This is a genomic window from Falsiroseomonas sp., assembly GCF_051860665.1.
In the GTDB taxonomy this organism is placed as follows: Bacteria; Pseudomonadota; Alphaproteobacteria; order Acetobacterales; family Acetobacteraceae; genus Falsiroseomonas.
Map to the genome: position 1 here is coordinate 36,703 of NZ_JBHYDM010000014.1, position 22,781 is coordinate 59,483.

Annotated in this window: 25 protein-coding genes; 5 read left to right on the forward strand and 20 right to left on the reverse strand. The window is 71.0% G+C overall.

Translation table 11 applies throughout. The features are described 5' to 3' along the window. The first annotated feature begins 50 nt into the window (after positions 1-50). Positions 51-1,592: a sensor histidine kinase gene (locus ACTIF1_RS15450; protein ID WP_439597330.1), complete on the forward strand. Its 1,542-nt coding sequence runs from the start codon at positions 51-53 to the stop codon at positions 1,590-1,592. On the opposite strand, the gene ACTIF1_RS15455 is transcribed toward ACTIF1_RS15450, so the two are convergent. Both ACTIF1_RS15455 and ACTIF1_RS15460 read right to left on the reverse strand, forming a co-directional pair. Next, on the reverse strand, positions 1,564-3,159 hold the full coding sequence (locus tag ACTIF1_RS15455) for a 2-isopropylmalate synthase (protein ID WP_439597331.1): 1,596 nt from the start codon (positions 3,157-3,159) through the stop codon (positions 1,564-1,566). The genes ACTIF1_RS15450 and ACTIF1_RS15455 overlap by 29 nt on opposite strands. A 245-nt stretch (positions 3,160-3,404) precedes the next feature. Next, positions 3,405-3,779, reverse strand: a complete 375-nt coding sequence (locus ACTIF1_RS15460; protein WP_439597332.1) for a DUF6968 family protein — start codon at positions 3,777-3,779, stop codon at positions 3,405-3,407. Positions 3,780-3,861: 82 nt separating this feature from the next. Here ACTIF1_RS15460 and ACTIF1_RS15465 point away from each other — a divergent pair, with 82 nt between their 5' ends. Next, positions 3,862-4,842, forward strand: a complete 981-nt coding sequence (locus ACTIF1_RS15465; RefSeq protein WP_439597333.1) for an NAD(P)-dependent oxidoreductase — start codon at positions 3,862-3,864, stop codon at positions 4,840-4,842. Positions 4,843-4,865: 23 nt separating this feature from the next. On the opposite strand, the gene ACTIF1_RS15470 is transcribed toward ACTIF1_RS15465, so the two are convergent. After that, positions 4,866-5,258: a winged helix-turn-helix transcriptional regulator gene (locus ACTIF1_RS15470; RefSeq protein WP_439597334.1), complete on the reverse strand. Its 393-nt coding sequence runs from the start codon at positions 5,256-5,258 to the stop codon at positions 4,866-4,868. 196 nt (positions 5,259-5,454) lie between these two features. On the opposite strand from ACTIF1_RS15470, the gene ACTIF1_RS15475 reads away from it, so the two are divergent. Further along, positions 5,455-6,087 (forward strand): NAD(P)-dependent oxidoreductase, encoded by a 633-nt coding sequence (locus ACTIF1_RS15475; protein ID WP_439597335.1) that lies wholly within the window; start codon positions 5,455-5,457, stop codon positions 6,085-6,087. A gap of 87 nt (positions 6,088-6,174) precedes the next feature. On the opposite strand, the gene ACTIF1_RS15480 is transcribed toward ACTIF1_RS15475, so the two are convergent. From ACTIF1_RS15480 to ACTIF1_RS15500, 5 genes are read right to left on the reverse strand one after another with little or no spacing between them, the layout of a single operon-like run. Then, on the reverse strand, positions 6,175-6,498 hold the full coding sequence (locus ACTIF1_RS15480; RefSeq protein WP_439597336.1) for a hypothetical protein: 324 nt from the start codon (positions 6,496-6,498) through the stop codon (positions 6,175-6,177). Then, the gene (gene puuE / locus ACTIF1_RS15485) at positions 6,495-7,424 is read right to left on the reverse strand and encodes an allantoinase PuuE (RefSeq protein WP_439597421.1); all 930 of its coding nucleotides are present in this window, start codon (positions 7,422-7,424) and stop codon (positions 6,495-6,497) included. Before puuE ends, ACTIF1_RS15480 begins: the two co-directional genes overlap by 4 nt. Before the next feature lie 32 nt (positions 7,425-7,456). Further along, positions 7,457-8,737 (reverse strand): sensor histidine kinase, encoded by a 1,281-nt coding sequence (locus tag ACTIF1_RS15490; RefSeq protein WP_439597337.1) that lies wholly within the window; start codon positions 8,735-8,737, stop codon positions 7,457-7,459. Further along, positions 8,737-9,396: a response regulator transcription factor gene (locus tag ACTIF1_RS15495; RefSeq protein ID WP_439597338.1), complete on the reverse strand. Its 660-nt coding sequence runs from the start codon at positions 9,394-9,396 to the stop codon at positions 8,737-8,739. The genes ACTIF1_RS15490 and ACTIF1_RS15495 overlap by 1 nt, the downstream gene beginning before the upstream one ends. Continuing rightward, positions 9,393-9,674 carry a hypothetical protein gene (locus ACTIF1_RS15500; protein ID WP_439597339.1) on the reverse strand — a complete coding sequence of 94 codons (282 nt, stop codon included), beginning with the start codon at positions 9,672-9,674 and terminating at the stop codon, positions 9,393-9,395. The genes ACTIF1_RS15495 and ACTIF1_RS15500 overlap by 4 nt, the downstream gene beginning before the upstream one ends. Positions 9,675-9,804: 130 nt before the next feature. Between ACTIF1_RS15500 and ACTIF1_RS15505 the strand changes: the two genes are divergently transcribed. Next, positions 9,805-10,437 (forward strand): OB-fold nucleic acid binding domain-containing protein, encoded by a 633-nt coding sequence (locus ACTIF1_RS15505; protein ID WP_439597340.1) that lies wholly within the window; start codon positions 9,805-9,807, stop codon positions 10,435-10,437. On the opposite strand, the gene ACTIF1_RS15510 is transcribed toward ACTIF1_RS15505, so the two are convergent. From ACTIF1_RS15510 to miaA, 8 genes are all read right to left on the reverse strand, one after another. Beyond that, on the reverse strand, positions 10,409-11,059 hold the full coding sequence (locus tag ACTIF1_RS15510) for an SOUL family heme-binding protein (protein WP_439597341.1): 651 nt from the start codon (positions 11,057-11,059) through the stop codon (positions 10,409-10,411). The genes ACTIF1_RS15505 and ACTIF1_RS15510 overlap by 29 nt on opposite strands. Before the next feature lie 43 nt (positions 11,060-11,102). After that, positions 11,103-11,699 carry a hypothetical protein gene (locus tag ACTIF1_RS15515; protein WP_439597342.1) on the reverse strand — a complete coding sequence of 199 codons (597 nt, stop codon included), beginning with the start codon at positions 11,697-11,699 and terminating at the stop codon, positions 11,103-11,105. Beyond that, entirely contained in the window at positions 11,696-12,184 is a 489-nt protein-coding gene (locus tag ACTIF1_RS15520) for a GNAT family N-acetyltransferase (protein WP_439597343.1), read from the reverse strand. The genes ACTIF1_RS15515 and ACTIF1_RS15520 overlap by 4 nt, the downstream gene beginning before the upstream one ends. Positions 12,185-12,195: 11 nt before the next feature. Further along, positions 12,196-13,212: a ketol-acid reductoisomerase gene (ilvC, locus tag ACTIF1_RS15525; RefSeq protein ID WP_439597344.1), complete on the reverse strand. Its 1,017-nt coding sequence runs from the start codon at positions 13,210-13,212 to the stop codon at positions 12,196-12,198. Positions 13,213-13,248: 36 nt separating this feature from the next. After that, positions 13,249-14,283 (reverse strand): zinc-binding metallopeptidase family protein, encoded by a 1,035-nt coding sequence (locus tag ACTIF1_RS15530; RefSeq protein WP_439597345.1) that lies wholly within the window; start codon positions 14,281-14,283, stop codon positions 13,249-13,251. Between the two features lie 55 nt (positions 14,284-14,338). Then, the gene (ilvN, locus tag ACTIF1_RS15535) at positions 14,339-14,860 is read right to left on the reverse strand and encodes an acetolactate synthase small subunit (protein ID WP_439597346.1); all 522 of its coding nucleotides are present in this window, start codon (positions 14,858-14,860) and stop codon (positions 14,339-14,341) included. 59 nt (positions 14,861-14,919) lie between these two features. Continuing rightward, the gene (locus ACTIF1_RS15540) at positions 14,920-16,722 is read right to left on the reverse strand and encodes an acetolactate synthase 3 large subunit (protein WP_439597347.1); all 1,803 of its coding nucleotides are present in this window, start codon (positions 16,720-16,722) and stop codon (positions 14,920-14,922) included. A gap of 62 nt (positions 16,723-16,784) precedes the next feature. Then, complete coding sequence (miaA, locus tag ACTIF1_RS15545; protein WP_439597348.1) at positions 16,785-17,765, reverse strand: tRNA (adenosine(37)-N6)-dimethylallyltransferase MiaA; 981 nt, start codon at positions 17,763-17,765, stop codon at positions 16,785-16,787. A 23-nt stretch (positions 17,766-17,788) separates the two neighbouring features. Between miaA and serB the strand changes: the two genes are divergently transcribed. Further along, complete coding sequence (serB, locus tag ACTIF1_RS15550) at positions 17,789-18,682, forward strand: phosphoserine phosphatase SerB (protein ID WP_439597349.1); 894 nt, start codon at positions 17,789-17,791, stop codon at positions 18,680-18,682. A 62-nt stretch (positions 18,683-18,744) separates the two neighbouring features. Here serB and ACTIF1_RS15555 read toward each other — a convergent pair whose 3' ends face one another. The 4 genes from ACTIF1_RS15555 to hflK all read right to left on the reverse strand — a co-directional run bounded on the left by ACTIF1_RS15555 (position 18,745) and on the right by hflK (position 22,701). After that, positions 18,745-20,265, reverse strand: coding sequence for a DegQ family serine endoprotease (locus tag ACTIF1_RS15555; RefSeq protein ID WP_439597350.1), 1,521 nt, complete (start codon positions 20,263-20,265; stop codon positions 18,745-18,747). A 178-nt stretch (positions 20,266-20,443) separates the two neighbouring features. Beyond that, positions 20,444-20,641 (reverse strand): DUF2065 family protein, encoded by a 198-nt coding sequence (locus ACTIF1_RS15560; protein WP_439597351.1) that lies wholly within the window; start codon positions 20,639-20,641, stop codon positions 20,444-20,446. 3 nt (positions 20,642-20,644) lie between these two features. Continuing rightward, on the reverse strand, positions 20,645-21,637 hold the full coding sequence (gene hflC, locus ACTIF1_RS15565; RefSeq protein WP_439597352.1) for a protease modulator HflC: 993 nt from the start codon (positions 21,635-21,637) through the stop codon (positions 20,645-20,647). Beyond that, entirely contained in the window at positions 21,634-22,701 is a 1,068-nt protein-coding gene (hflK, locus tag ACTIF1_RS15570) for an FtsH protease activity modulator HflK (RefSeq protein WP_439597353.1), read from the reverse strand. Before hflK ends, hflC begins: the two co-directional genes overlap by 4 nt. Positions 22,702-22,781: the final 80 nt, after the last annotated feature.

The following is a 22,781-nucleotide window of genomic DNA, read 5'->3' on the forward strand; positions in this document are numbered from 1 at the left end:
CCAGCCTGCGGGGCCGTCTTCTATGCCTTCTTCTTGTCGCGTCCTTCCCGGTGGTGCTGCTGGTCCTGGCCGGCGCCTTTGCCGGCTACCGCGCGACCATCCGCCAGGCTCAGCTGGATGTGGCGCTGGAGCGGGACCTGGTCATGTCGTCCTTCGCCGCCCGCGTCGCCGCGGCGGAAGGGGCGCTGCGCGGCGTCACCGCCGGCTGGCCCGAAATCGCCAATGCCTGCGGCGACTGGGTGCGGAACGCCGCGCCGGATGGGGTGATGCTGGAGGTGGAATGCCCCAATCTCCCCTCTCCCACCCTTTCGGGCCTCGCGCCGGAGCTGCGCGCGCGGGTGGCGGGCGCGACCGATTCGTTGATGCTGGCCGGCTCCGCCGGCGTGATCTCCCTGCTGCGCTCCCTGCCGGCGAGCCCCCGCCTGCCCGCCGGGCGGCTGATCCTGGCCCGGGTGGCCCCGCCCCCGCTGCCCGCCGGTCTCTCCGCCTGGGTGCTGGATGCGGAGAATCGCAGCTGGGCGCTCGGCCGCTCCGGCGAGCAGCTCGGCCCCAGCGCGCCCGCCGCCGCGGCCGATGGCAGCCCCACCATCACCCATCTGGCGGCGACGGAGCTGGTCGCGGCGCGGGGACAGCTCTCGTCCCAGGCGATGCTGGTGGTGGCGCGCCCGATGGCGCCGATCCGCGCCGGCGCCAGCCTGGTCGCCACCCAGCGCCTGGCGGAGGTGGGGGCGCTGCTGGCGCTGAGCATCCTGGCCGTGGTGCTGGGCGCCAATTACACGGTCACGCGGCCGCTGTCCCGGCTGCGCCGCGCCGTGGGACAATGGAATGCCGGGGCCGCGCCCTTCGAGATTCCGGGGGAAGCGGGCATGCCGGACGAGATCCGCGACCTTGCCGTCAGCTTCCAGGCCGGCGCCACGGCGCTGGCCGAGCGTGAGCGGGACCTGCAGGCCGCGATCGAGCGGGCCGAGATCCTGGCCGCCGAGGTGCATCACCGGGTGAAGAACAACCTGCAGATCGTCAGTAGCCTGCTGGCGCTGCAGGCACAGCGCGTCACCGATGGCCAGGCACGCGTGGAATTCGAGGCGGCGCGGGACCGGATCGGCGCGCTGGCGACGCTGCACCGGCATATGTATGCGCATCATGACCCGGAGGCGATCGACCTCGGCGCCTTCATCGAGGAGCTGGGCGTGCAGCTTTTCGCCGCCATCGGCGACAAGCCGGGCCGGCGCATCGCGCTCGATGTGACGGCGCCGGCGCTGCGCATCTCCTCAGACCAGGCGGTCCCGCTGGCGCTGATCATCACGGAGGCGGTCTCGGCCGCGCTGAAGCAGGGTTTTCCCACGGGGCGGGGCGGCCGCATCTCCATCACCGTCACGGCGGATGACCGACGCGCCAGCCTGGCCATCGAGGATGACGGGCTGGTGCCGCGGCCGGATGATCAGCTGCGCGCCCTGCTGCTGCGCGGCCTGGCGCGGCAGCTGGGCGCCGAGCTGAAGCGGGAGGAGGCGGGGCTGGCGCTGGACTTCCCCCTGCGCGCCCCCACCCCCCGCCCGCCGCCGGCCCTCAGGCCGAAAGCGCCGCCGGCTGCGTGATGTCGCCGGGCGCGGTGCGCGCCCGCTTCACCAGTAGCTTGTTCAGGGCATGCACATAGGCCCGCGCGCTGGCGACGATGGTGTCGGTATCCGCCCCCTGCCCGTCCACCAGCTTGCCCGCCTCTTCCAGCCGGACGGTGACGCGGGCCTGGGCATCCGTGCCGCCGGTGACGGACTGCACGGCATAGAGCTTCAGGTTCACCTCATGCGGGAAGGCCTGGCGCAGTGCGGCGAAGGTGGCGTCCACCCCGCCATCGCCGCCGGCCACGCCTTCCCGCTGCTCGCCATCCACTTCCAGCGCGATGGAGGCGATGGGGCGGGTATGCATGCCGGTGGAGACCGAAAGGCCGACCAGCTTGATGCGGTCATTGGCGCGGACGACCTCGTCATCCACCAGCGCCACGATGTCCTCGTCGTAGACAACCTTCTTGCGGTCGGCCAGGTCCTTGAACCGCTTGAAGGCGTCGTTCATCGCATTGTCGCCGACCTCATAGCCCAGCGCCTTCAGCTTGTCCTTGAAGGCCGCGCGACCCGAGTGCTTGCCCAGGACCAGGGACGACTTGGTCCAGCCGACGCTTTCGGGGGTCATGATCTCGTAGGTCGAGGAATCCTTCAGCATGCCGTCCTGGTGGATGCCGGATTCATGGGCGAAGGCGTTCCGGCCGACGATGGCCTTGTTGGGCTGCACGTCGAAGCCGGTGATGGTGGCCAGCAGGCGGGAGGTGCGCAGAATATTGGGCGTCTTCACGCCGTTGGTCACGGGGATCGCGTCGTGGCGCGTGCGCAGCGCCATGGCGATCTCCTCCAGGCTCGCATTGCCGGCGCGCTCGCCGATGCCGTTGATGGTGCATTCCACCTGGCGGGCGCCGGCGCGGATGGCGGCGATGGTGTTCGCCACGGCCAGGCCCAGGTCGTTGTGGTTGTGCGTGGACAGGATCACGCGGTCCGCCCCTGGCACCCGCTCCCGCACCGTGTTGAAGATGCGGAACATGTCCTCGGGCACGGCATAGCCGACGGTGTCCGGGATATTGATGGTGGTGGCGCCGGCCTTGATCGCGGCCTCGACGCAGCGGCAGAGGAAGTCCATCTCGGTCCGCGTGCCGTCCTCGGCCGACCACTCGACGTCGTCGGTGGCGTTGCGCGCCATGGTGACGGAGGCGGTGACCATCTCCAGAACCGCCTCCGGCTCCATCCGCAGCTTCACCCGCATATGCAGGGGGCTGGTGGAGACGAAGGTGTGGATGCGGCCGCGGGCGGCGTCCTTGATGGCCTCGGCGGCCTTCTGGATATCACCGGCCGAGGTGCGGGCCAGGCCGCAGACCACGGGGCCGTCCTTGGCGAAGCGGCGGGCGATGGACTGCACGCTTTCGAAGTCGCCGGGGCTGGCGATGGGGAAGCCGGCCTCCAGCACATCGGCGCCCAGCTCGGCCAGGGCCTCGGCCATGCGCAGCTTCTCCTCCAGGTTCATGGAGAAGCCGGGGGACTGCTCGCCGTCGCGCAGCGTGGTGTCGAAGACGATGACGCGGTCGGGGTCCATCGTGCCGAAGGACGGATGATTGATGGCCATGGGGGCGTTCCTTGGGTTCTGATTCGTCATGCCATGCGCGAGGGCAAAGCTGCCCCCGGGGTCCCCTGAGCGATACCAGCCGTTACCGACCGGAGCTTACGCCCAGGGGTGGCTAAGTCGAAGGAGAAGGAGCGCGCGCGGAAGCCGGCCTGCCCGGAGGGCGGCGGTCAGCTCGATACGGGCGGCGCGGGGTGTCATGGCTTTGGCCACGCTACCGGCGCGAAACCGATCGCGCAAGCACCCTGTCACGGAACAACGCCGGGGTCAGGCTCCCGGTCCAGGTCGTGGAGGCCACGGCCGAAACCCCAGGGCGCGCCCTCACCCAGCCGCGTCAGCAGCCCCTGCTTCGCTTCCTCGGTCGCTTCCAGCAGCACCGGGATGAGGTCCAGGGTCAGGATCAGCGCCTGGACGGCATCCACGCCGCAGCAGTAGCGCCGATGGGTTTCGGAAAGCCCCGTGATGGCATAGCGGCAGCGCCAGGTGGTGCGATCCTCCTCGACGAAGGGGATGCCGAGCGCCACGCGGCCGCGCGGCATGCCATCGACCTCCAGCCGCACGGTCAGCAGGCTGCCGGGCCTGGTGTCCTTCGCCGGGCGCGCCTTCGCGGGACGTTGCGCCATGCGTCATTCCCTCCGCGGCGGGCACTGGCCTGCGGCCCGATCCCGGACCACCATGGCGAAAATCATGCCGGAGGAACAGCGCATGGCGTTCAAGGTGGTGCTCGGCCGCAGGTTGCCCGAAGCCGGGATGGCGGTCTTTGCCGCGCGGCCGGAGCTGGATCTGGTGGTGCTGGACAATCCGCCGCCGGCCGAGTGGCACGCGGCCATCGCAGAGGCCCATGGCACGCTGTGCTGGCTGGAGAAGATGGACCGCCCTGCCCTGGCGGCCGCGAAGCAGCTGCGCGTCGTCTCCCGCATCGGCGTCGGCTACGACACCGTGGATGTGCCGGCCTGTTCGGAGCGCGGCGTGGCGGTGATGGTGGCGAACGGCTCCAACGACCTCTCGGTGGCCGAGCACGCCATGATGCTGCTGCTGGCGGTGGCGCGGCGGGCGGTGGATATCCACAACCACGTCGCCGGCGGCGGCTGGTGGCCTCCCGGCGGGCTGCGCATGGTGGATTTGGCGGGCAAGCGCGCTTTGGTGGTGGGCTATGGCCGGATCGGCACGCGGGTCGCGCAATACCTCAAGGCCTTCCGGATGGATGTGGCGGTGCTGGATCCCGGCTTCTCGCCGCACCGCATCGCCGCCGACGGTTTCCGGCCCGCACGCGACCTGCATGCGGCGCTGGGCGAGGCCGATGTGGTGACGCTGCATTGCCCCCTGTCGCCCGCCACGCATCACCTGATGAACGCCGCCGCCTTCGCCGCCATGAAGCCGGGCGCCATCCTGGTGAACACCGCCCGTGGTCCGGTGGTGCAGCAGGAGGCGCTGGTACAGGCACTGCGGTCCGGGCACCTGATGGGCGCCGGCCTGGATGTCCTGGAGGTGGAGCCCGCCACCCCGGGCAATCCGCTGCTGACCCTGCCGAACGTGGTGATCAGCCCCCATTCCGCGGCAAGCACGGAGGAGGGGATGAACCGCATGGCCCGGATCTCCGCCCAGAACATCCTGGACGTGCTGGATGGCCGGGCCGATCCCTCGATGATGGTGAATCCGGAGATCCTGCAGGCGCCGGCACGGTGATGGCGCCGCGCCCTAAGCCGTGGTCACGATCGTCGCGCGAATAGCTCGCGCGACTGCGTGATCGCGTCGTGATGCGCGTCCGCCCAGTCCAGGACCGCCTTCATCGGGCTCAGGAAGGTAAGCCCCATGGTGGTCAGGGCATATTCGACCTGCGGCGGGTTGGATTCACGCACCGTGCGGCTGATGAAGCCATCCTCCTCAAGGCGTCGCAGGGTGCGTGACAAGACCTGCTTGGAAATGTCGCCGATCTTCCGATGCAGGGCGTTGAACCGCAACGATGACTCGGCGAGATGACCCAGCACCAGGAGGCTCCAACGGTCGCCGATGCGGTCGATGACATCCCGCACGACGCAAGGCTGATTCAGATCCGTGCCTTCCGGCGGGAGGAGTCTGAGCGACGGCGTCGCGGCTGCCATGGTGTTGCCTCTCCAGGTCATCCCGGCCTGACCAGGTCGGTTCCATGTAACTCCTTGTGAACGCAAGCACAAGAACCCAGACTAGGTCACAACTCCAGACCAGGTTCTTGCTGGCTGTGGGCCAAAGGCCGAGCGCCAAGACCGCGCCACTCCCCATCCGAAGGATATTTTCGTGCCTGTGAAAAAGAAGATCGTCGTGATCGGCGGCACCGGCTACGCCGGATCGGCCATCGTCAGGGAGGCCGCACGGCGCGGCCATGCGGTGACGTCGCTCAGCCGATCCATCCCCGACGCCAAGGTGGAGGGGGTCAGCTACGCGACCGCCGATGCGATGGATGGCGCCATCGTCCTGGGCGAGGCGGATGTCGTGGTCGGCGCGCTGTCGCCGCGTGGCGACAATGTCGGCCGATTGGCTGCGGCCTATGAACGCCTTGCCGCGCTGGCCCAGGGGCAAGGCGCGCGCCTGGTCCTGGTGGGCGGCTTTTCCTGCCTGCGCGCCGCGGATGGTGCGCCCCGCATGATCGAGAGCGTCGGCTTCCCGCCCGAAGTGCCGGAAGCGATCGTCCTGGAAGCCAAGGAGAACATGGTCGTTCTCAACAGGCTGCTGGCCGACACCTCGGGCCTCGATTGGTTGTTCGTGTCCCCGGCGATGGACTTCTCGGCGTGGATGCCCGGCGAGGATCTGGGGCGTTATCGCGTCGGCGGGGAGGTGGCGCTGTTCGATGAGAAGGGCCGGTCCGCCATCAGCGGGATCGACTATGCCCGCGCGGTGCTGGACGAGATCGAGCAGCCGAGCGTTCACCGCGCCCAGATCGGCGTCGCCTACTGACGGGCCGGATCGCCGCAGGCTGAGGTGGCCGGCCGGGGTCGGAGGGATGCCCGACCCGGGCGCAGCATTCCTCTGCCAGCCGTCGGCTCACCCGCAGCCCAGGCTCTCCACCACCCCGCCCCGCACCACGCCGCCGACGCGGTCCACCCGATAATCCCGCGTCGCCGGCTGGTCGGGCGCCAGCAGGCGGATGCTGCGGATGCCCGGCATGGCGGCCAGCGCGCTGCGCACCTCCGCCTCCGGCCGCCCGACCAGCGCCGGCAGGGCATCCGCATGGTCGGCGCAGCGGGCGCCGGCGGGACCTTCGGAGAGCCCCGGGGGCGGCAGGGCGCGGTCGCTGCGCGGCATCGGGGCCATGGCGGGCTCCGTCGCGCAGCCGGCGAGGAGCAGGAGGAGAGCCAGGCGCCTCATGCCGGGGGGTGTTCCTTCCACCAATGCCGCGCGATATCGGCGCGGCGCGTCACCCAGACCTCGTCCCGGTGCTGCGCCACATGCGCCAGGAAGCGGCGCAGTGCCGCGGCGCGGCCGGGGCGGCCGACCAGGCGGCAATGCAGCCCGACCGACATCATCTTCGGCGCCCCGGCCCGGCCCTCCGCCAGCAGCAGGTCGAAGGCGTCGGTCAGGTGGCGCTCGAAGCCGTCCGGGCCGGGAAAACCGGGCGGCACGGCGAACTTCATGTCGTTGTTGTCGAGGGTATAGGGGATGACGAGGTGCGGCTTGCCCTCCGCCGTCACGTAATGCGGCAGGTCGTCGTCATAGGCGTCGCTGTCGTAGAGGAAACCGCCATGCCGGGCGACCAGGCTGCGGGTGCGCGGCGAGATGCGCCCCGTGTACCAGCCGACCGGCGGCGCGCCGGTCAGGCGGGTGATGGTCTCGACGCAGCGGGCAATCTCGGCGGCCTCGGTCGCCTCGTCCGTATTGTGGTAGTCGATCCAGCGCCAGGCATGGCTGGCCACCTCGTGCCCGGCCGCGGCGAAGGCGCGGGCGGCGTCGGGGTTCAGCTCCAGCGCCCGGCCGACACCATAGACGGTCAGCGGGAAGCCCTGCTCGGCAAACAGCCGCAGCACCCGCCAGACCCCGGCCCGCGCGCCGTAGTCGAACTGGCTTTCCACCGTGCGGTTGCGCTCGCCCAGGATGGGCGTGCCGCCGGGCACCTCGTGCAGATAAAGCTCGCTGCCCGCATCGCCATTCAGGACGGTATTCTCGCCGCCCTCCTCGTAGTTCAGCACGAAGGACAGGGCGAGTTTTTGTCCATCCGGCCAGCGCGGGTCGGGCGGGTTCGCGCCGTAGCCGGCGAAGTCGCGGGGATAGTCGGTCTCGGCGGCGAGTTTCGTCATGCGCGCAGGGTCGGCTGTGCGGCGCAGCACGGTCAAGAGGCTGCGGGCAGGCGCAGCAGGGCGACGAGGCCCGGCCCCTCCCCCTCCAGATCCACCGCCCCGCCATAGAGGTCCGCCGTCTCCGCCACGATGGCCAGGCCCAGCCCATGGCCGGGCACCGCCTCATCCAGCCGGCGCCCGCGCGCCAGGGCCGCCGCCCGCGCCTCGGGATCCATGCCCGGCCCGTCATCGGCGATGCGGATCAGCAGGCGCCCGGCCTCGGCCCGCGCCTCCACCCGCACCTGGCCGCGGGCCCATTTGCAGGCATTGTCCATCAGATTGCCGGCCATCTCCTCCAGGTCGCCGCGGTCGCCGGCGAAATCGGGCGCGCCTTCGGCCGCAATCTCCAGCCGCAGCGCGCGGTCCCGATGCGCGGCGCGCAGCACCAGGGCCAGGTCCTCCAGCACCGGGGCCACGGCGCAGCGGGCGCCAGGCAGGCCAGCGGTGGCAGCGGTGCGGGCGCGGCTGAGATGGCGGCGGATCTGCGCCTCCATCCGCCCGACCAGCGCCGCCACCTGCGCATCCTGCCCGGCCGCATTGCGCAGCGCGGCGAGCGGCGTCTGCAGCGCATGCGCCAGATCCCCGGCATGGCGGCGGGCGCGTTCCAGCATCGCCTGCTTGTGGTCGAGCAGCGCGTTCAGGCTGGCGACCAGCGGCGCCACCTCGGCATGCGGCGCGGGCGGCATGCGCGGCAGCTCGCCACGCCGCACCGCATCCAGCTGCCGCTGCAGCCTGCCCAGCGGCGCCAGGCCGAAGCCGATCTGCACAAGCGAGGCCGCCAGCAGCGCGCCCCCCAGGACGAGCAGCGAGATCACCAACGGCCGCGCCAGCTCCGCCCGCGCCGCCGCGATCTCGGCCCGTGGCACGGCGACCGTGGCCGTCAGCAGCTCCGCGGAGCCGGGCGAGGTGAAGTCCCGCCGGATCGCCCAAAGCGCCTCGCCGGCCGGGCCGGCCTCTCCCAGGATTTCGGCATCGAAGAGGGAGCGGGAGCGCAAAAGCACCTCCGCGCCGGAGGTCACCTGCCAGTACCAGCCGGACAGCGGCTGCTCGAAGCGCGGCTCGGCGGGGGGTGCCTCCAGCATCACCTGGCCGGTGCTGTCATCCACCTCCACCCGCGCCATCAGCGCCAGCAGGGCGGTGTCCATCTGCTGGGTGAAGCCGCGTTCCACCGCGCGGGTCAGCAGCCGGTCGATGGCGAGGCCCGCGCCGAACAGCGCCGCCAGGATCGCGGCCGCCCCCAGCAGGGCCAGCCGCGCGCGCAGCGAATGGCGCATTAGGGCGCCGCCAGCATCCAGCCCTGGCCGCGCAGCGTCTCGATCCGGCAGGGCGCGACCTTGCGGCGCAGGCGGCTGACCAGCACCTCCATGGCATTGAAGTCGCGGTCCGCATCGCCGTCATAGATCTGCTCGGACAGTTCCGTGCGGCTGACGGTGCGGCCGGCCTGGTGCAGCAGGTAGGACAGGATGCGGCCCTCATAGGCCGTCAGCTTCAGCGGCAGGCCGTCCAGGGTGAAGCTGCCCGCCTGCGGGTCATGCGCCAGGGGGCCGCATGCCAGCACCGGCGCGGCATGGCCGGCGGCGCGGCGGATCAGCGCGCGCAGGCGCAGCACCACCTCCTCCATCCGGAAGGGCTTCGTCAGGTAGTCATCGGCGCCGGCGCGGAAGCCGGCGACCTTGTCACCCCAGGCGTCGCGCGCCGTCAGCACCAGCACGGGCATGGCGCGGCCCGCCGCGCGCCAGCCGGCGAGCACCGCCAGCCCGTCCCGCTTCGGCAGGCCGAGGTCCAGCACCACGGCGGCATAGGGATTCTCGGCGCCGAGGAAGGCGGCCTCCTCCCCATCCATGGCGTGGTCCACCGCGAAACCCGCCTCGCGCAGCGCGGCCAGGATCTGGGCGGCCAGCGTCGCGTCGTCCTCGGCCAGCAGCAGCCTCATTTCCGCGCCGCGATCATGCCGCTGCCCTCCACCAGCAGCATGGCGCCATCCAGCGCGGAGACTCGGATGCGCAGCACGTCATTGGCGGGCGTCAGCCAGCGGAGTTCGTAGGCCACGGCCGTTCTCTCGTCCTCCCGCCCCGGCACCACGCGGGCCTCGATCATGCGGCCATGGTAGCGCGCGGCCACCAGCGCCACCGCCTGGGGCAGCGGCAGCAGCGGCTGGGCGGCGGGGCCCGCCAAGGGCAGGACCAGCAAGGCGAGGATCGCGCGGCGCATCACGTCCCTCTATTGGAAGATGGGGCCTGAACCCAGCCTGAACGGCGCGGTTCCGGCTGGGTTCAGGTGGGGTGTGGGAGAAGGCGGCCATGCCGGGACGCATCCCGGCGGCACCCGAGAGGAGAGCCTCATGCAGACCATCCATTTCCGTCGCGCCGCGCTCGGCCTGGCCCTGGCCGCCGGCCTCGCCGCGCCGGCCCTGGCCCAGGCCCCCACACCGCCGGCCGCCACCCAGACGCCGATCGGCGCCATCGCCCCTGGCGGCATCGCCATCGAGGGCGAGGTGACCGACGTCTTCGGCAACCGCTTCGTGCTGCAGGACGGCACCGGCCGCGTGCTGGTGGAGGCCGGGCCGGATTGGTACCACCGCCTCGACATCCGCCAGGGCGAGCGCCTGCGCGTGACCGGCCGCCCGGATGGCCGCAGCTTCGACGCCTACACCATCCGCCGCGAGGATGGCCGCGAGATCACCATCCGCCGGGCCGAGGGCAGCCCCCCCTGGGCCGGGCGTGAGGGCCGGGAGGCGCGCGAACGCCGCGGCGAGCGCCAGCACCGGGAGCGCCGCCAGGAGCGCCAGGAGGGCGGCATCGAGGAGGCCGAGGCGCGCCGCGTGGCCGAGGCCGCCGGCTACCGGATCCGCGGCGATGTGGAGCGCAAGCGCAACCACTGGGAGATCGAGGCCTTCAACCCGCGCAATGAGCGGGTGGAGCTGCATATCGACCTGGCCGGCCGCATCACGCGGGAGGAGTGGGAGCGGGATTGATCGTTCCGCGACGCGTGACGGGCACCGCCACCTCATTCCGGCGCAGCGCCGGGATGGTCCAGGGCGGATCGTAGAACCAGGCGGTGGCATCGCCCGCCGCCTGCCAGCCGGTATCGCCCAGCGCGGCACGCAGCCTTGCCTGGGCATCGGCCACCGATTGCGGGCTGGTGCTGCCGGTGAAGCGCAGCACGGCATAGGTCTCGGCCGGCACCTCCACCACGCGCACTTGCGGGTCGTTCGGCACCGGCGGGTCGCGCAGGGCGGCGGGCAGGAAGAAGCGGATGCGGTGGCCGTTCACGGTGGCGGATTGGGCGACCGGCGCGGTCATCGCGATCCGCACCGGCTGTTGGGCCACCGGCGCCGTCATGGCGATGCGTGCGCTGCCGCGATTGCCTCCAAAGATATAGCCGGCGAGCAGCCGGAAACCCTGTTCGCGGCTGGCTGTCTCATCCGCCGCGATCTCCGTCTCCGCCGCCAAACGCGGGGCGTAGCGGCGGATGTCCAGGCCATTGGCCTGTTCCAGCAGCTCGAAGGCGGGCTCTTCCGTGCCCGACCTCACCCCCACCACCGAACAGGCGCCGAGCAGCAGGGCGGAGGCGCCGGCGAGGAGGCGATTGCGCATGGGATGCTCCGACCAGGGCCCTGCATGTGGCGCGCCGGACGGCTCAGGCAAGCGCGGCGAGGCAGGCGGCCGGGCTGGTAAGCGGCGTGCCGCGCCGGCAGAGCGCGGCGGCGGGCGCCATGCTGGCCTGGGCAAGGGCCACGCAGGTGGCGCCTTCGGCAAAGGCGGCGTCCGCGGCAGCAGCGATCATCCGTGCATAGCCTGCCGCATCACCGGCCCGAAAGGCGGCCCAGGCATCAGGGACGAGGCGGGTTTCGCAATCCGGGCCGAACAGGGCGCTGGTGGGGGCGAGCGTGGTCTCGACGGCGCAGAGGGCGACCACGCGGCCGCCGCTGCGTCGCGCGGCCTCGGCCAGGGCGGCATCGGCGCGCCGCAGCGGGATGGATGCGCGGGCCTGGGCCAGAGCAGGGCCGAGGGTGGAGCAGGTGAGGAGGACGGCCTGGATGCCGGGGGTGGCGAGCGCCTCGATCGCGGCCGCGGTGCGGGCGGCGATGGCGGGGGTCAGGCCGCCGGCGGCTTCGGCCTCGGCGAGGAGGTCGGGGCGCACCGCATGGGTCAGCGCCACATCCGGCGGGCAGGCGGCGTCGAAGAGGGCGATGTTGCTGGCGGCTGTGTGGAGGCAGGCGATGCGCCGGGTCATTTCGGCGCAAGCTCCCGCATCAGCTCCATCGAATAGGGCCGGAAGCCGGCCTGCCGGTAGATGCGCTCGGCGCGGTCATTGCCCCAGAGCACGCCGATCAGCAGGTCCCGGATGCCCGCCTGTCGGGCATGGTCCTCGGCGGCCGCGAGCATGGCCCGAAAGACGCCTTGCCCCCGCCAGGCCTCCTGCACGAAGGCGTCGGCGACATAGGCATGGCGGCGCCGGTCGGCGCGGATATAGGCGGGGGCGGTCTCGTAGGTCAGGAAGAGATGGCCGATCACCGCGCCATCGGCGACCGCCACCAGCGGCAAGCCCTCGCTCTCGGCAACCCGCGCCAGAACCTCGTCGAGGGTGGCGGCGGCATCGGCGGCACCCGTCGCGCGGTTGCCGGCGATGGCATCCTCGAAGCGGTTGGCCGCCTGCACATTCTGCAGCAGCACGGGCCGGTCGGCCGCCTCCGCGCGGCGTATCGCGAAGGCGGCCATGGCTTGCTGCCTTAGTTCTTGGCCTTGTCGACCAGCTGGTTGGTCTTGATCCAGGGCATCATGCCGCGGAGCTTCTCGCCGACTTCCTCGATGGGGTGCTCGGCCAGGCGGCGGCGGGTGGCCTTGAAGGAGGCCTGGTTCACCTTGTTCTCCAGCATCCAGTCGCGCGCGAACTTGCCCGTCTGGATGTCGTTCAGCACGCGCTTCATCTCGGCCTTGGTCTCGGAGGTGATGATGCGCGGGCCGGTGACATACTCGCCATACTCGGCGGTGTTGCTGATCGAGTAGTTCATGTTCGCGATGCCGCCCTCATAGATCAGGTCGACGATCAGCTTCACCTCGTGCAGGCACTCGAAATAGGCCATCTCGGGGGCGTAGCCGGCTTCCACCAGCGTCTCGAAGCCTGCCTTGATCAGCTCGACTAGGCCGCCGCAGAGCACCACCTGCTCGCCGAACAGGTCGGTCTCGCATTCCTCCTTGAAGGTCGTCTCGATCACGCCCGAACGGCCGCCGCCGATGGCGGAGGCGTAGGACAGCGCGATTTCCAGCGCATTGCCCGAGGGGTTCTGGTGGACGGCCACCAGGCAGGGCACGCCGCCGCCCTTCTGGTATTCGCCGCGCACGGTGTGGCCGGGGCCCTTCGGCGCGATCATGAAGACGTCGATATCGGCGCGCGGGTCGAGCAGGTTGAAGTGCACGTTCAGGCCATGCGCGAAGGCCAGCGCGGCGCCGGGCTTCAGGTTGGCGTGCAGGTGGTCGCGGTACAGGTCGCCCTGCAGTTCGTCCGGGGTCAGCACCATGACCACATCGGCCCACTTGGCCGCATCGGCCGGGGTCATCACCTTGAAGCCGGCGGCCTCGGCCTTCTTCCAGGACCCGCCCTGGCGCGCGCCGATGACGACGTCGGTGACGCCGCTGTCGCGCATGTTCTGGGCATGGGCATGGCCCTGGCTGCCGAAGCCGATGACCGCGACCTTCTTGGCCTTGATCAGATTCACATCCGCATCGCGGTCATAATACACACGCATCGTCGCAGCTTCCTTCGGTTGCCCCGGTTGGGGGCGCTATTGCCCCTGATCGGGGCGGTGATGCACCACTTCGTGGATGAAACCAAGCTTGCGCGCCACCGGCGCGCTGAGCACGAAGGGGTAGAGGTCCGGCGTGCCCATGCAGCGGTTCATCGCATTCATGGCAATGGTCAGCGGCGTCCAGGCATTGAGGATCTCCTCCATGCCCGCCCTGTAGGGGCTGAAGTCCAGCTCCGTCTCCAGCACACCCTGCTTGTCCAGCACGGGGTTGATCTTCATGCCGAAGCTGGTCGCCATCTCCAGGCTGTCCACCATGTGCAGGTAATGGGCGAAGCACTCCGCCCAATCCTCATGCGGATGCGCCGCGGCATAGGCGGAAATGAATTCGCCGCGCCAGTCGTCGTTCGGCGGCCTGGCGTAATGCGCCTGCAGGGCCGCGGCGTAATCGGTGCTCTCGTCGCCGAAAAGGGCACGAAAATCCTCGGTGCGGCCGGCACGTTCCACGAGGACGAGAAAGTACCAATGCCCGATCTCGTGCCGCATATGGCCGAGCAAGGTCCGAAAAGGCTCGTTCAGCCGGGTGCGGCGCGCCTCGCGCTCGGCATCGTCGGCCTCGGCGAGGGCGATGGTGATATGGCCATCGTCATGGCCGGTCATGGTGGGCGGCTGGCCGTCGAGGTCGGCGAGGAAGGAGAAGCGCAGCTCCGGCCCGGCATGCGGCAGGCGGAGACGGTCCAGCGTATAGATCAGCCGGCGCTTGGCCGCCTCCATCCGCCGCCACAGCGGCAGATTCTCGGGCACCGAGAGGTCCGGGACCATCTCGTTCAACCGGCAGGCGGGGCAGTAGTCCTCGGCGTCGTCCTCGGCCAGGAACCAGTTGCAGGCCTCCTTCGCCACATTGGCGCAGGGCTTCTTCCGGCCGCCGTCGAGCATTGCCAGCCCGTCATCCGGATCGAAGGCCGTCAGCCGCCCGGCCTCCGGCAGGAAGCCGAGCGCCCTTCCGCACTGTTCGCAGGCGGTGTTCTCGAAATGCAGCAGGTTGCCGCAATTCTGGCAGGCGAAGAGGCGCATGGCATGGGCTCCGGAAACGGTTCGCCATGCGAACGGCGGGGAGGCCAGCAAAGTTTCAGACCGTCAGCGCGGAGCTGCCCCGCACGATGGCCACCGCGCCGGTGCGGCTGACCTCCGCCAGGCCGATCGGGCGCATCAGCGCGCAGAAGGCATCGATCTTCTCGGCATTGCCGGTCATCTCGAAGACGAAGCTTTCGGTCGTCGCATCCACCACCCGGGCACGGAAGGCATCGGCCAGGCGCAGCGCTTCCACCCGATGGTCGCCGGAGCCGACCACCTTCACCAGCGCCAGCTCGCGCACGAGGTGCGGCCCGGCCAGGGTCAGGTCGGAGACCTTGTGCACCGGCACCAGCCGGTCGAGCTGCGCCTTGATCTGCTCGATCACCATCCCGGTGCCGGAGGTGACGACGGTGATGCGCGACAGGCGCCGATCCTCGTCCACCGGGGCGACGGTCAGGCTTTCGATATTGTAGCCGCGGCCGGAAAACAGGCCGATGACGCGCGCGAGCACGCCGGCTTCATTCTCCACCAGCACCGCGATGGTCGCGGAGCGAAAGATTTCCGAGTTGTCAGACATGGGATTCGGCAGTTCAGCAGGAGGGGGTCGAAGGGCGGCGGCGGGTTGAGGCGGAAGGTTCAGACCAGAACCTTGCCCTCATCCGTCACGCCGGCGACGCCACCCTCCTGCCCCGGGCCCAGGATCATCTCGTTATGCGCAGCGCCCGAGGGGATCATCGGGAAGCAGTTCTCGTCCTTGGCCACGGCGATATCGGCGATGACGGGCCGGTCCGTCGCCAGCATCTCGCGGATGACGTCGTCGAGCTGGCTTTCCTCGGTGGCGCGCAGGCCGACGCCGTGGAAGGATTCGGCCAGCTTCACGAAGTCCGGCAGCGCGGCGGAATAGCTTTCCGAATAGCGGCCGCCATGCAGCAGCTCCTGCCACTGCCGCACCATGCCCATGTATTCGTTGTTCAGGATGAACACCTTCACCGGCAGGCGGTACTGGCAGAGCGTCGCCATCTCCTGGATGTTCATCAGGATGGAGGCCTCACCGGCGATGTCGATGACCAGCGCGTCGGGATGCGCGATCTGCACGCCCATCGCCGCCGGCAGGCCGTAGCCCATGGTGCCGAGGCCGCCCGAGGTCATCCAGCGGTTCGGCTTCTCGAAGCCGAAATACTGGGCCGCCCACATCTGGTGCTGGCCGACCTCCGTGGTGATGAAGGTGTCGCGGCCGGAGTCGCGGGTGATCTCATACAGCCGCTTCACCGCATGCTGCGGCTTGATGATCTTGCCCTGCTGGACGTACTGTAGGCAGTTCTTGCCGCGCCAGAGGTCGATCTGGCGCCACCAGGCGGCCAGGGCCTCGCGCTTCGGCGGCTGGCTGTCCTCCTGCCAGACCTGGATCATCGCGGCCAGGATCTGCCCGGCATCGCCGACGATCGGCACCTCCACCTTGACGTTCTTGTTGATGGAGGAGGGGTCGATGTCGGCGTGGATCTTCTTCGCGTTGGGGGCGAAGTGGGACAGCTTGCCGGTCACCCGGTCATCGAAGCGCGCGCCCATGTTCAGCATGACGTCGCAGCCATGCATCACGAGGTTCGCCTCGTAGGTGCCGTGCATGCCCAGCATGCCGATGAATTGCGGGTCCTGCGACGGGAAGGCGCCGAGGCCCATCAGCGTATTGGTCACCGGGAAGCCGGTCAGCCGCGCGAATTCGCCCAGCAGGCGGGAGGCTTCGGGGCCGGAATTGATCACGCCGCCGCCGGCATAGATCACCGGCCGCTCCGCCTGCTTCAGCAGCGCCACCGCCTTGCGCACCTGGCCCATGTCCGGCGCCGTCACCGGGCGGTAGGAGCGGTGCGGCTGGGCAGCCGGCGGCGCCTCCGTATAGGGCGCCTTATTGATCAGGATGTCCTTCGGCAGGTCGATGACGACAGGACCAGGCCGCCCGCTGCGGGCGACGTGGAACGCCTCGTGCACCACGCGGGCCAGGTCCTCCGACCGCTTCACCAGGTAGTTGTGCTTGGTGGCAGGGCGGGTGATGCCGGTGGTGTCGGCTTCCTGGAAGGCGTCGTTGCCGATCAGATGCGTCGGCACCTGGCCGGTCAGGCAGACCAGCGGGATGCTGTCCATCAGCGCATCCAGCAGCCCGGTCACCGCATTGGTGGCGCCGGGGCCGGAGGTGACCAGCACGCAGCCCACCTTGCCGGTGGAGCGCGCATAGCCCTCCGCCGCATGCACCGCGGCCTGCTCATGCCGCACCAGGATGTGGCGGATGGCGTTCTGCTGGAAGATCGCGTCGTAGATCGGCAGCACGGCGCCGCCGGGATAGCCGAAGATGACCTCGACGCCCTGGTCCTTCAGCGCACGAAGGACGACCTCGGCGCCCGACATCGTCAGGGGCTGCGTCGCGGCTTGCGGGCTGGTGGCGGACATGGGGCGGGGAGCTTTCCTGTATCTGGCGCTTGGCCCGAGGCTCTTCCGCGGGCCTGGGTCACTTAACCCCCGTGCTGCGCCGCGTCAACGACAGGATCAACAAACATCATCAGATCACCCAAAAATCTTTCCGAAAGTTGCGAGAGTCCATCACTGCGCGCATGGATGCTATGCGTGAGGGCGGCGAGCGGGTGGTGCCGGAACCAGGTGGCCTGCCGCTTGGTGTATTGCCCGGTGTTGAGGATGGCCCGCGCGGAGGCGGCCTCCAGCGTCATCCGCCCGGCCAGATGCGCCAGCAGCTCGGGCACCCCATGCGCGCGCATGGCCGGCAGCGCCGGGTCCAGCCGCTGTTCCGCAAGGGCGGCCACCTCCGCCAGCGCCCCCTGCCCCAGCATGGCCTGCCAGCGCGCCGCGATGGCCGCGCGCAGCGCCTCCCGCGGCGGGTCCAGCAGGATGGCGGCGAAGCGCCAGGGGGCGGGGCCGGTGCCGGTTTCGGCCTGCCAGGCACGCAGGCCGCGGCCGGTGCCGGTCGCGACCTCGAAGGCGCGGGTCACCCGCTGGGTGTCGCTGGGGCGCAGGGTCGCGGCGGTCTCGGGGTCAATCGCCGCCAGCCGCGCATGCAGCGCGGCGGGGCCCTCCGCCTCCGCCAGCCGGCGTGCCTCGGCCCGCGCCGCGGCGGGGACGGGCGGGATGGCGGACAGCCCCTCGGTCAGCGAGAGGAAATAGAGGCCGGTGCCGCCGCAGAGGATCGGTACCCGCCCCGCGGCCCGGGCCTGGTCCATGGCCGCCAGCGCGGCCTGCCGCCACCAGGCCACGGTGCCGGCCTCCGCCGCCGGGCGGACGCCGTAGAGAAGGTGCGGGATGCGGGCCTCCTCCGCCGGCGTCGGGCGGGCGGTGATCACCCGCAGCTCGGCATAGACCTGCATGGAATCGGCATTGATCACCGCCCCGCCCAGGCGTTCGGCCAGGGCGAGGGCCAGGGCGCTCTTGCCGCTGGTGGTCGGGCCCGCGACCAGAATCGCGGGCGGTTGTGCTGCGCTCATCGCAATGGCACAGGGCGGGGGCGATGCCCCATATCCTGACCCTGGTCGCCGCGCCCGGCGGCCTCGAATCCGTCCTCGTCTCCCGCTGCCGCGCGGCGCTGTCGGCATTGGGCGCCAATCCCGGCGCGCCGGACTGGCTGGCGGAGGCGGAGGCGGTGGACATCCCCTTCGTCAATGCCCCGGCCGAATTGGCCGCCGCCGCCGCGCGCACGGCGCTGGAGGATGCGCCGGTGGATGCCATCGCCCAGCCGGCCGAGGGCCGCCGCAAGCGGCTGCTGGTCGCCGATATGGACAGCACCATCGTGACCTCCGAGACGCTGGACGAGTTGGCGGCCTATGCCGGGCTGAAGGACCAGATCGCCGCCATCACCGCACGCTCGATGAACGGGGAGCTGGACTTCGCCCAGGCGCTGCATGCCCGCGTCGGCATGCTGGCGGGCCTCGACATCTCGGCGCTGGAGGCGACCTGGCAGGCGACGGAGATGATGCCCGGCGCGGCGACCCTGGTGGCCACCATGCGGGCGAATGGCGCGGTGTGCTGCCTGGCCTCCGGCGGCTTCACCTTCTTCACGGGCCGCGTCGCCCAAAAACTCGGCTTCGATCACCACGTCTCCAATATCCTGCTGATCGAGGACGGCAAGCTGGCCGGCAAGGTGGCCGAGCCGGTCTTCGACCGCAACGCCAAGCTCGCCACGCTGACGCGGCTGGCCAGCGAGAACGGCCTGCCCATGGCGGCGACGCTGGCCGTGGGCGATGGGGCGAATGACCTCGACATGCTCGGCGCCGCGGGCCTGGGCGTCGCCTTCCGCGCCAAGCCGATCGTGGCCGCGGCGGCCCGCGCCCGGGTGGACCACACGGACCTGCTGGCACTGCTTTATGCCCAGGGCTATCGGCGGGCGGAGTTCCGGGAGGGCTGAGCGCCCAAGAAAAAACCCCCACCCTTGCGGGAGGGGGTTCCTGGTCTTTCAGCCCCGTCCGGTCAGCCCGGGCTGCCGCGCGGCGCGGCGAGGCGCAGCGGGACCCAGCGCTGGCCCTGGGCGCTTTCGATCAGCAGCAGCGCGGTGGCGCGGCCCTGGCGGCGCAGCGCCTCCAGCCGGGCCTGGACCTCGGCCGGGGTGTTCACCCGCTCCTGCTGCACTTCCACGATGACATCGCCGGGGCGCAGCTCGCGCTCCGCGGCCGGGCTGCCGGGGGAGACCTCGGTGATCACCACGCCGCGGCTTTCCGGGCGCAGGCTGAACCGCTCCCGCGCCTCCGCCGTGATCGGGCCGACCTTCAGGCCGAGGCCCGCGAGCTCCAGGGCCTGCGGCCGCGCCTCGGGCGCGGGCGCCTGGGCGCCGGCCTGGGCGGCCTCGGCGGGCAGTTCCTGCACCGTCACGGTCAGCGTCTGCTCGCGACCCTCGCGCCAGACCACCACCGGCGCCCGGCTGCCCACCGCGGTATCCGCCACGATGCGCGGCAGGTTGCGCATCTCCCGCACCTCCTGGCCGTTGAAGCGCAGGATCACGTCGCCGGCCTGGATGCCGCCGGCCGCCGCCGGGCCATCCTCCTGCGCGCGCGCCACCAGCGCACCGCGGGCGCCGCCCTGCAGGCCGAGGCTTTCGGCGATCTCATCCGTCACCTGCTGGATGTTCACGCCGAGCCAGCCGCGCCGCACCCGGCCGACATCGCGCAGCTGCGCGGCGATATTGCGGGCGAGGTTGGAGGGGATGGAGAAGCCGATGCCGATGGAGCCGCCGGAGGGCGAGTAGATCGCGGTATTGATGCCGATGACCTCGCCCGCCAGGTTGAACAGCGGGCCGCCGGAATTGCCGCGGTTGATGGCGGCGTCCGTCTGGATGAAGTCGTCATAGAGGCCCTGGCGGATATCGCGGCCGCGGGCGGAGACGATGCCGGCGGTGACCGACCCGCCGAGGCCGAAGGGGTTGCCGATGGCCAGCACCCAGTCGCCGACCAGCGCCGTGTCGCTGTCGCCGAAGGTGACGAAGGGCAGCGGCCGCTCCGGGCGCACCCGCAGCACGGCCACGTCGGTGCGCGGGTCGGCGCCCACCAGCTCCGCGCGCAGCGTGGTATTGTCGGACATCACCACGTTGATCTCGTCGGCGCCCTCGATGACGTGGTTGTTCGTCACGATGATGCCGGAGGCGTCGATGATGAAGCCGGAGCCGAGCGACTGGCCGCGGCGCGTCGGCGGCTGCGGCCGGTTCGGCTGGGCCTGGCCGCCAGGGGGCGTGCCGGGCGGCCGGTTACGCTCCAGGAAATCCCGAAAAAATTCCTCGAAGGGGCTGCCGGGCGGCGCCTGGGGCACGTCGGGCGCGCCGGGGCGGCGCTGCGCCTGGGCCTGGGCGGCGGCCTGGCTGGTCTGGATATTCACCACCGCCGGCAGCAGGCGCTGCGCCAGGGGGGCGAATGTCATGGGCGCGCCCGGCGGCGGGATCTGCGCGGAGGCGGGGGCCGGCGGCAGGGCGGCGAGCGGCGCGGCCAGCACTGCTACCATCATCAGGGGGGCAAAGCGCAATTGCGGCGACCTTCTTCGGGATGGACTCGACACCAGGGCCGGGGCCCGGGGCGGCATGATGCATGAGATTGGCATGGGAGGCGTGAATCGGAAGCCCGGGGCGGCATGACGAGCCCGTCACGTGCCCGGTGCTCGGTACCAGCCGCCCGGCCTCGTCCCCTCAGATGGAGACGATGATCCAGGCGGCCGCCACCCCGATGGCCGCCGCCACCAGCCCGCCCTGCCGAAGCCGCAGCTCCGGCAGGGTGGCGAGGCTGGCAATCATCCGCTGCATCGCGGCGGGGAAGAGGGCGTAGCAGAGCCCTTCCACCGCCAGCACGACGGCCATGCCCGCGAGGACATGGCGGAGGTCCAGCACCGCCTATTGCGGCGCGGGAGTCGGCGCCACCACGGCCGGCGGGGCGCTGGGGGCGGCCGGCGCCGGGGCCTGTGCGGCTGCCGGTGCCGGTGCCGGTGCCGGGCGGCTGCCATTGCCCTGCGGGGAAAGGCTCGCCGGCATGCTTTCGCGGAAGAAGCGGAAGAACTCGCTGTCCGGCGACATCAGCAGGCGCGTCTCGCCACCCGAGAAGGCTTCCCGATAGGCCTGCATGCTGCGGTAGAACTGGAAGAACTGCGGGTCCTGCTGGAAGGCCTCGGCGAAGATGCGGATCGCATCCTGCTCGCCCTGGCCGCGCAGGATATCGGCCTGCGCCTGGGCTTCCGCCAGCAGCACGGTGCGCTCGCGATCCGCGCCAGCGCGGATGCGGGTCGCCTCCTCCTGGCCGCGGGCGCGTTCCTCGGCGGCGACGCGCTGCCGCTCGGACTGCATGCGGGACAGGATGGCGTCCGTGTTCTGCTCCGGCAGGTCGGCGCGGCGGATGCGGACATCCAGCACCTCGATGCCGAAGGCGCGCATCTCCTCGTTCACCAGGCGGCGGATCTCGCCCATGATCCGGGCGCGGTCGTTCGACAGCACCGAGAGCAGCGGCTCATTGCCCAGCACCCGGCGGACGGCGGAGGTGACGACGGAGTTGATGCGGCCGCGGATGCCGGATTCGGCCACGCCCACCGTCTGGTAGAAGCGTAGCGGGTCGGTGATGGAATAGCGGGTGAAGCTGTCCACGCTCAGCCGGCGCTGGTCGCCGAGGATGACCTCCTCCGCCGGCGCGTCGAATTCGAGCAGGCGGCGATCGAAGGCGATCACCGACTGCACGAAGGGAATCTTGGCGTGCAGCCCCGGCTCGCGGATCACGCGGACCGGCGCGCCGAACTGGGTGATCAGCACCTGCTGGGTCTGGTGCACGGTGAAGAGGGTCGAGACGGCCAGGACCAGGACGATGGCGGCGGCAGCGCCGAGGGCAACGAGCTTGTTCATCGGATGGCTCCCACCGGGCGCTGCGCAGTGGGTGGCGCGGGGGGCTGCGGCATCGGCTGCCCACCCTGGCGCTGCGGCTGAATCGGATTCGGGCGGGCGCTGTCCAGGTTCAGGAAGGGCACCATGCCCTGCAGGTTGTTGTCGATCAGGATGGTGGGGTTGCGGCGCAGCACCTCCTCCATCGTCTCGATGTACATGCGGCGCACCGTCACGTCCTGCGCCACCTGGTAGGCAGACAGAACGGAGAGGAAGCGCTGCGATTCACCGCGGGCGCGGGAGATCTGGCTCTCCCGGAAGCCCTCGGCCTCCTGCACCAGGCGCTGGGATTCGCCGCGGGCGGCGGGGATGATGCCGTTGCGGTAGCTCTCGGCCTCGTTCCGCGCGCGCTCGCGGTCGGCGCCGGCGCGCTGTACGTCGATGAAGGCATCCACCACCCGGGCGGGCGGCTGCGCGTTCTGCAGCTGCACCTGGGTGATCTCCACCCCCGCGCGGTACTGGTCCATGATCGCCTGGGTGCCGGTGCGCACCGCCTGCTCGATCTGCGCGCGCGCCTCGGTCAGCGCCGGCTGGATCGGCGTGCGGCCGATGACCTCCCGCATCACGCTTTCGGCGGCGGATTTCACCGTGGCCTCGGGGGTGCGCGTGTTGAACAGGAACTCGCCGGCGTCGCGGATGCGCCAGAAGACGGCGAAGTCGATGTCGATGATATTCTCGTCGCCGGTCAGCATCAGGCTTTCCTCCAGCACGTCGCGCGCCGGAACCGGACGGACGACGTTGCCGGCATCGGCGGCGGCGCGGAAGCCGACATCGACACGGTTGATGCGGGTGACACGCGGCGTGGTGACGCTCTCGATCGGCCAGGGCAGGTGGTAGCGCAGGCCGGGCTGGGTGGTATCCACGTAGGCGCCGAAGCGCAGGACGATGCCCTGCTCATCCGCCTGCACACGGTAGATGCCGGAGGCGAGCCAGGCGCCCCCCAGCAGCAGCGCCAGCAGGCCGAGCCCGGCACCGCCCATGCCGCGCGGCAGCATGCGCCGCGCCGCGTCCTGCGCCTGGCGAATCATGTCATCGAGATCGGGTCCGCGGCCACCGCCGCCGCCCTGGCCTCCGCCCGAAGGCGGCTGCGGCTGCCCCCAGGGACCGC

What these genes read in the sequence shown, in the direction of transcription:
- ACTIF1_RS15455 (WP_439597331.1), bottom strand. Translation starts at nt 3,159, where the DNA reads ATGGCCATCAATCATCCGTCCTTCGGCACGATGGACCCCGACCGCGTC.
- ACTIF1_RS15460 (WP_439597332.1), bottom strand. Translation starts at nt 3,779, where the DNA reads ATGGCGCAACGTCCCGCGAAGGCGCGCCCGGCGAAGGACACCAGGCCC.
- ACTIF1_RS15465 (WP_439597333.1), top strand. Translation starts at nt 3,862, where the DNA reads ATGGCGTTCAAGGTGGTGCTCGGCCGCAGGTTGCCCGAAGCCGGGATG.
- ACTIF1_RS15470 (WP_439597334.1), bottom strand. Translation starts at nt 5,258, where the DNA reads ATGGCAGCCGCGACGCCGTCGCTCAGACTCCTCCCGCCGGAAGGCACG.
- ACTIF1_RS15480 (WP_439597336.1), bottom strand. Translation starts at nt 6,498, where the DNA reads ATGAGGCGCCTGGCTCTCCTCCTGCTCCTCGCCGGCTGCGCGACGGAG.
- puuE (WP_439597421.1), bottom strand. Translation starts at nt 7,424, where the DNA reads ATGACGAAACTCGCCGCCGAGACCGACTATCCCCGCGACTTCGCCGGC.
- ACTIF1_RS15490 (WP_439597337.1), bottom strand. Translation starts at nt 8,737, where the DNA reads ATGCGCCATTCGCTGCGCGCGCGGCTGGCCCTGCTGGGGGCGGCCGCG.
- ACTIF1_RS15495 (WP_439597338.1), bottom strand. Translation starts at nt 9,396, where the DNA reads ATGAGGCTGCTGCTGGCCGAGGACGACGCGACGCTGGCCGCCCAGATC.
- ACTIF1_RS15500 (WP_439597339.1), bottom strand. Translation starts at nt 9,674, where the DNA reads ATGCGCCGCGCGATCCTCGCCTTGCTGGTCCTGCCCTTGGCGGGCCCC.
- ACTIF1_RS15505 (WP_439597340.1), top strand. Translation starts at nt 9,805, where the DNA reads ATGCAGACCATCCATTTCCGTCGCGCCGCGCTCGGCCTGGCCCTGGCC.
- ACTIF1_RS15510 (WP_439597341.1), bottom strand. Translation starts at nt 11,059, where the DNA reads ATGCGCAATCGCCTCCTCGCCGGCGCCTCCGCCCTGCTGCTCGGCGCC.
- ACTIF1_RS15515 (WP_439597342.1), bottom strand. Translation starts at nt 11,699, where the DNA reads ATGACCCGGCGCATCGCCTGCCTCCACACAGCCGCCAGCAACATCGCC.
- ACTIF1_RS15520 (WP_439597343.1), bottom strand. Translation starts at nt 12,184, where the DNA reads ATGGCCGCCTTCGCGATACGCCGCGCGGAGGCGGCCGACCGGCCCGTG.
- ilvC (WP_439597344.1), bottom strand. Translation starts at nt 13,212, where the DNA reads ATGCGTGTGTATTATGACCGCGATGCGGATGTGAATCTGATCAAGGCC.
- ACTIF1_RS15530 (WP_439597345.1), bottom strand. Translation starts at nt 14,283, where the DNA reads ATGCGCCTCTTCGCCTGCCAGAATTGCGGCAACCTGCTGCATTTCGAG.
- ilvN (WP_439597346.1), bottom strand. Translation starts at nt 14,860, where the DNA reads ATGTCTGACAACTCGGAAATCTTTCGCTCCGCGACCATCGCGGTGCTG.
- ACTIF1_RS15540 (WP_439597347.1), bottom strand. Translation starts at nt 16,722, where the DNA reads ATGTCCGCCACCAGCCCGCAAGCCGCGACGCAGCCCCTGACGATGTCG.
- miaA (WP_439597348.1), bottom strand. Translation starts at nt 17,765, where the DNA reads ATGAGCGCAGCACAACCGCCCGCGATTCTGGTCGCGGGCCCGACCACC.
- serB (WP_439597349.1), top strand. Translation starts at nt 17,789, where the DNA reads ATGCCCCATATCCTGACCCTGGTCGCCGCGCCCGGCGGCCTCGAATCC.
- ACTIF1_RS15555 (WP_439597350.1), bottom strand. Translation starts at nt 20,265, where the DNA reads ATGATGGTAGCAGTGCTGGCCGCGCCGCTCGCCGCCCTGCCGCCGGCC.
- hflC (WP_439597352.1), bottom strand. Translation starts at nt 21,637, where the DNA reads ATGAACAAGCTCGTTGCCCTCGGCGCTGCCGCCGCCATCGTCCTGGTC.
- hflK (WP_439597353.1), bottom strand. Translation starts at nt 22,701, where the DNA reads ATGATTCGCCAGGCGCAGGACGCGGCGCGGCGCATGCTGCCGCGCGGC.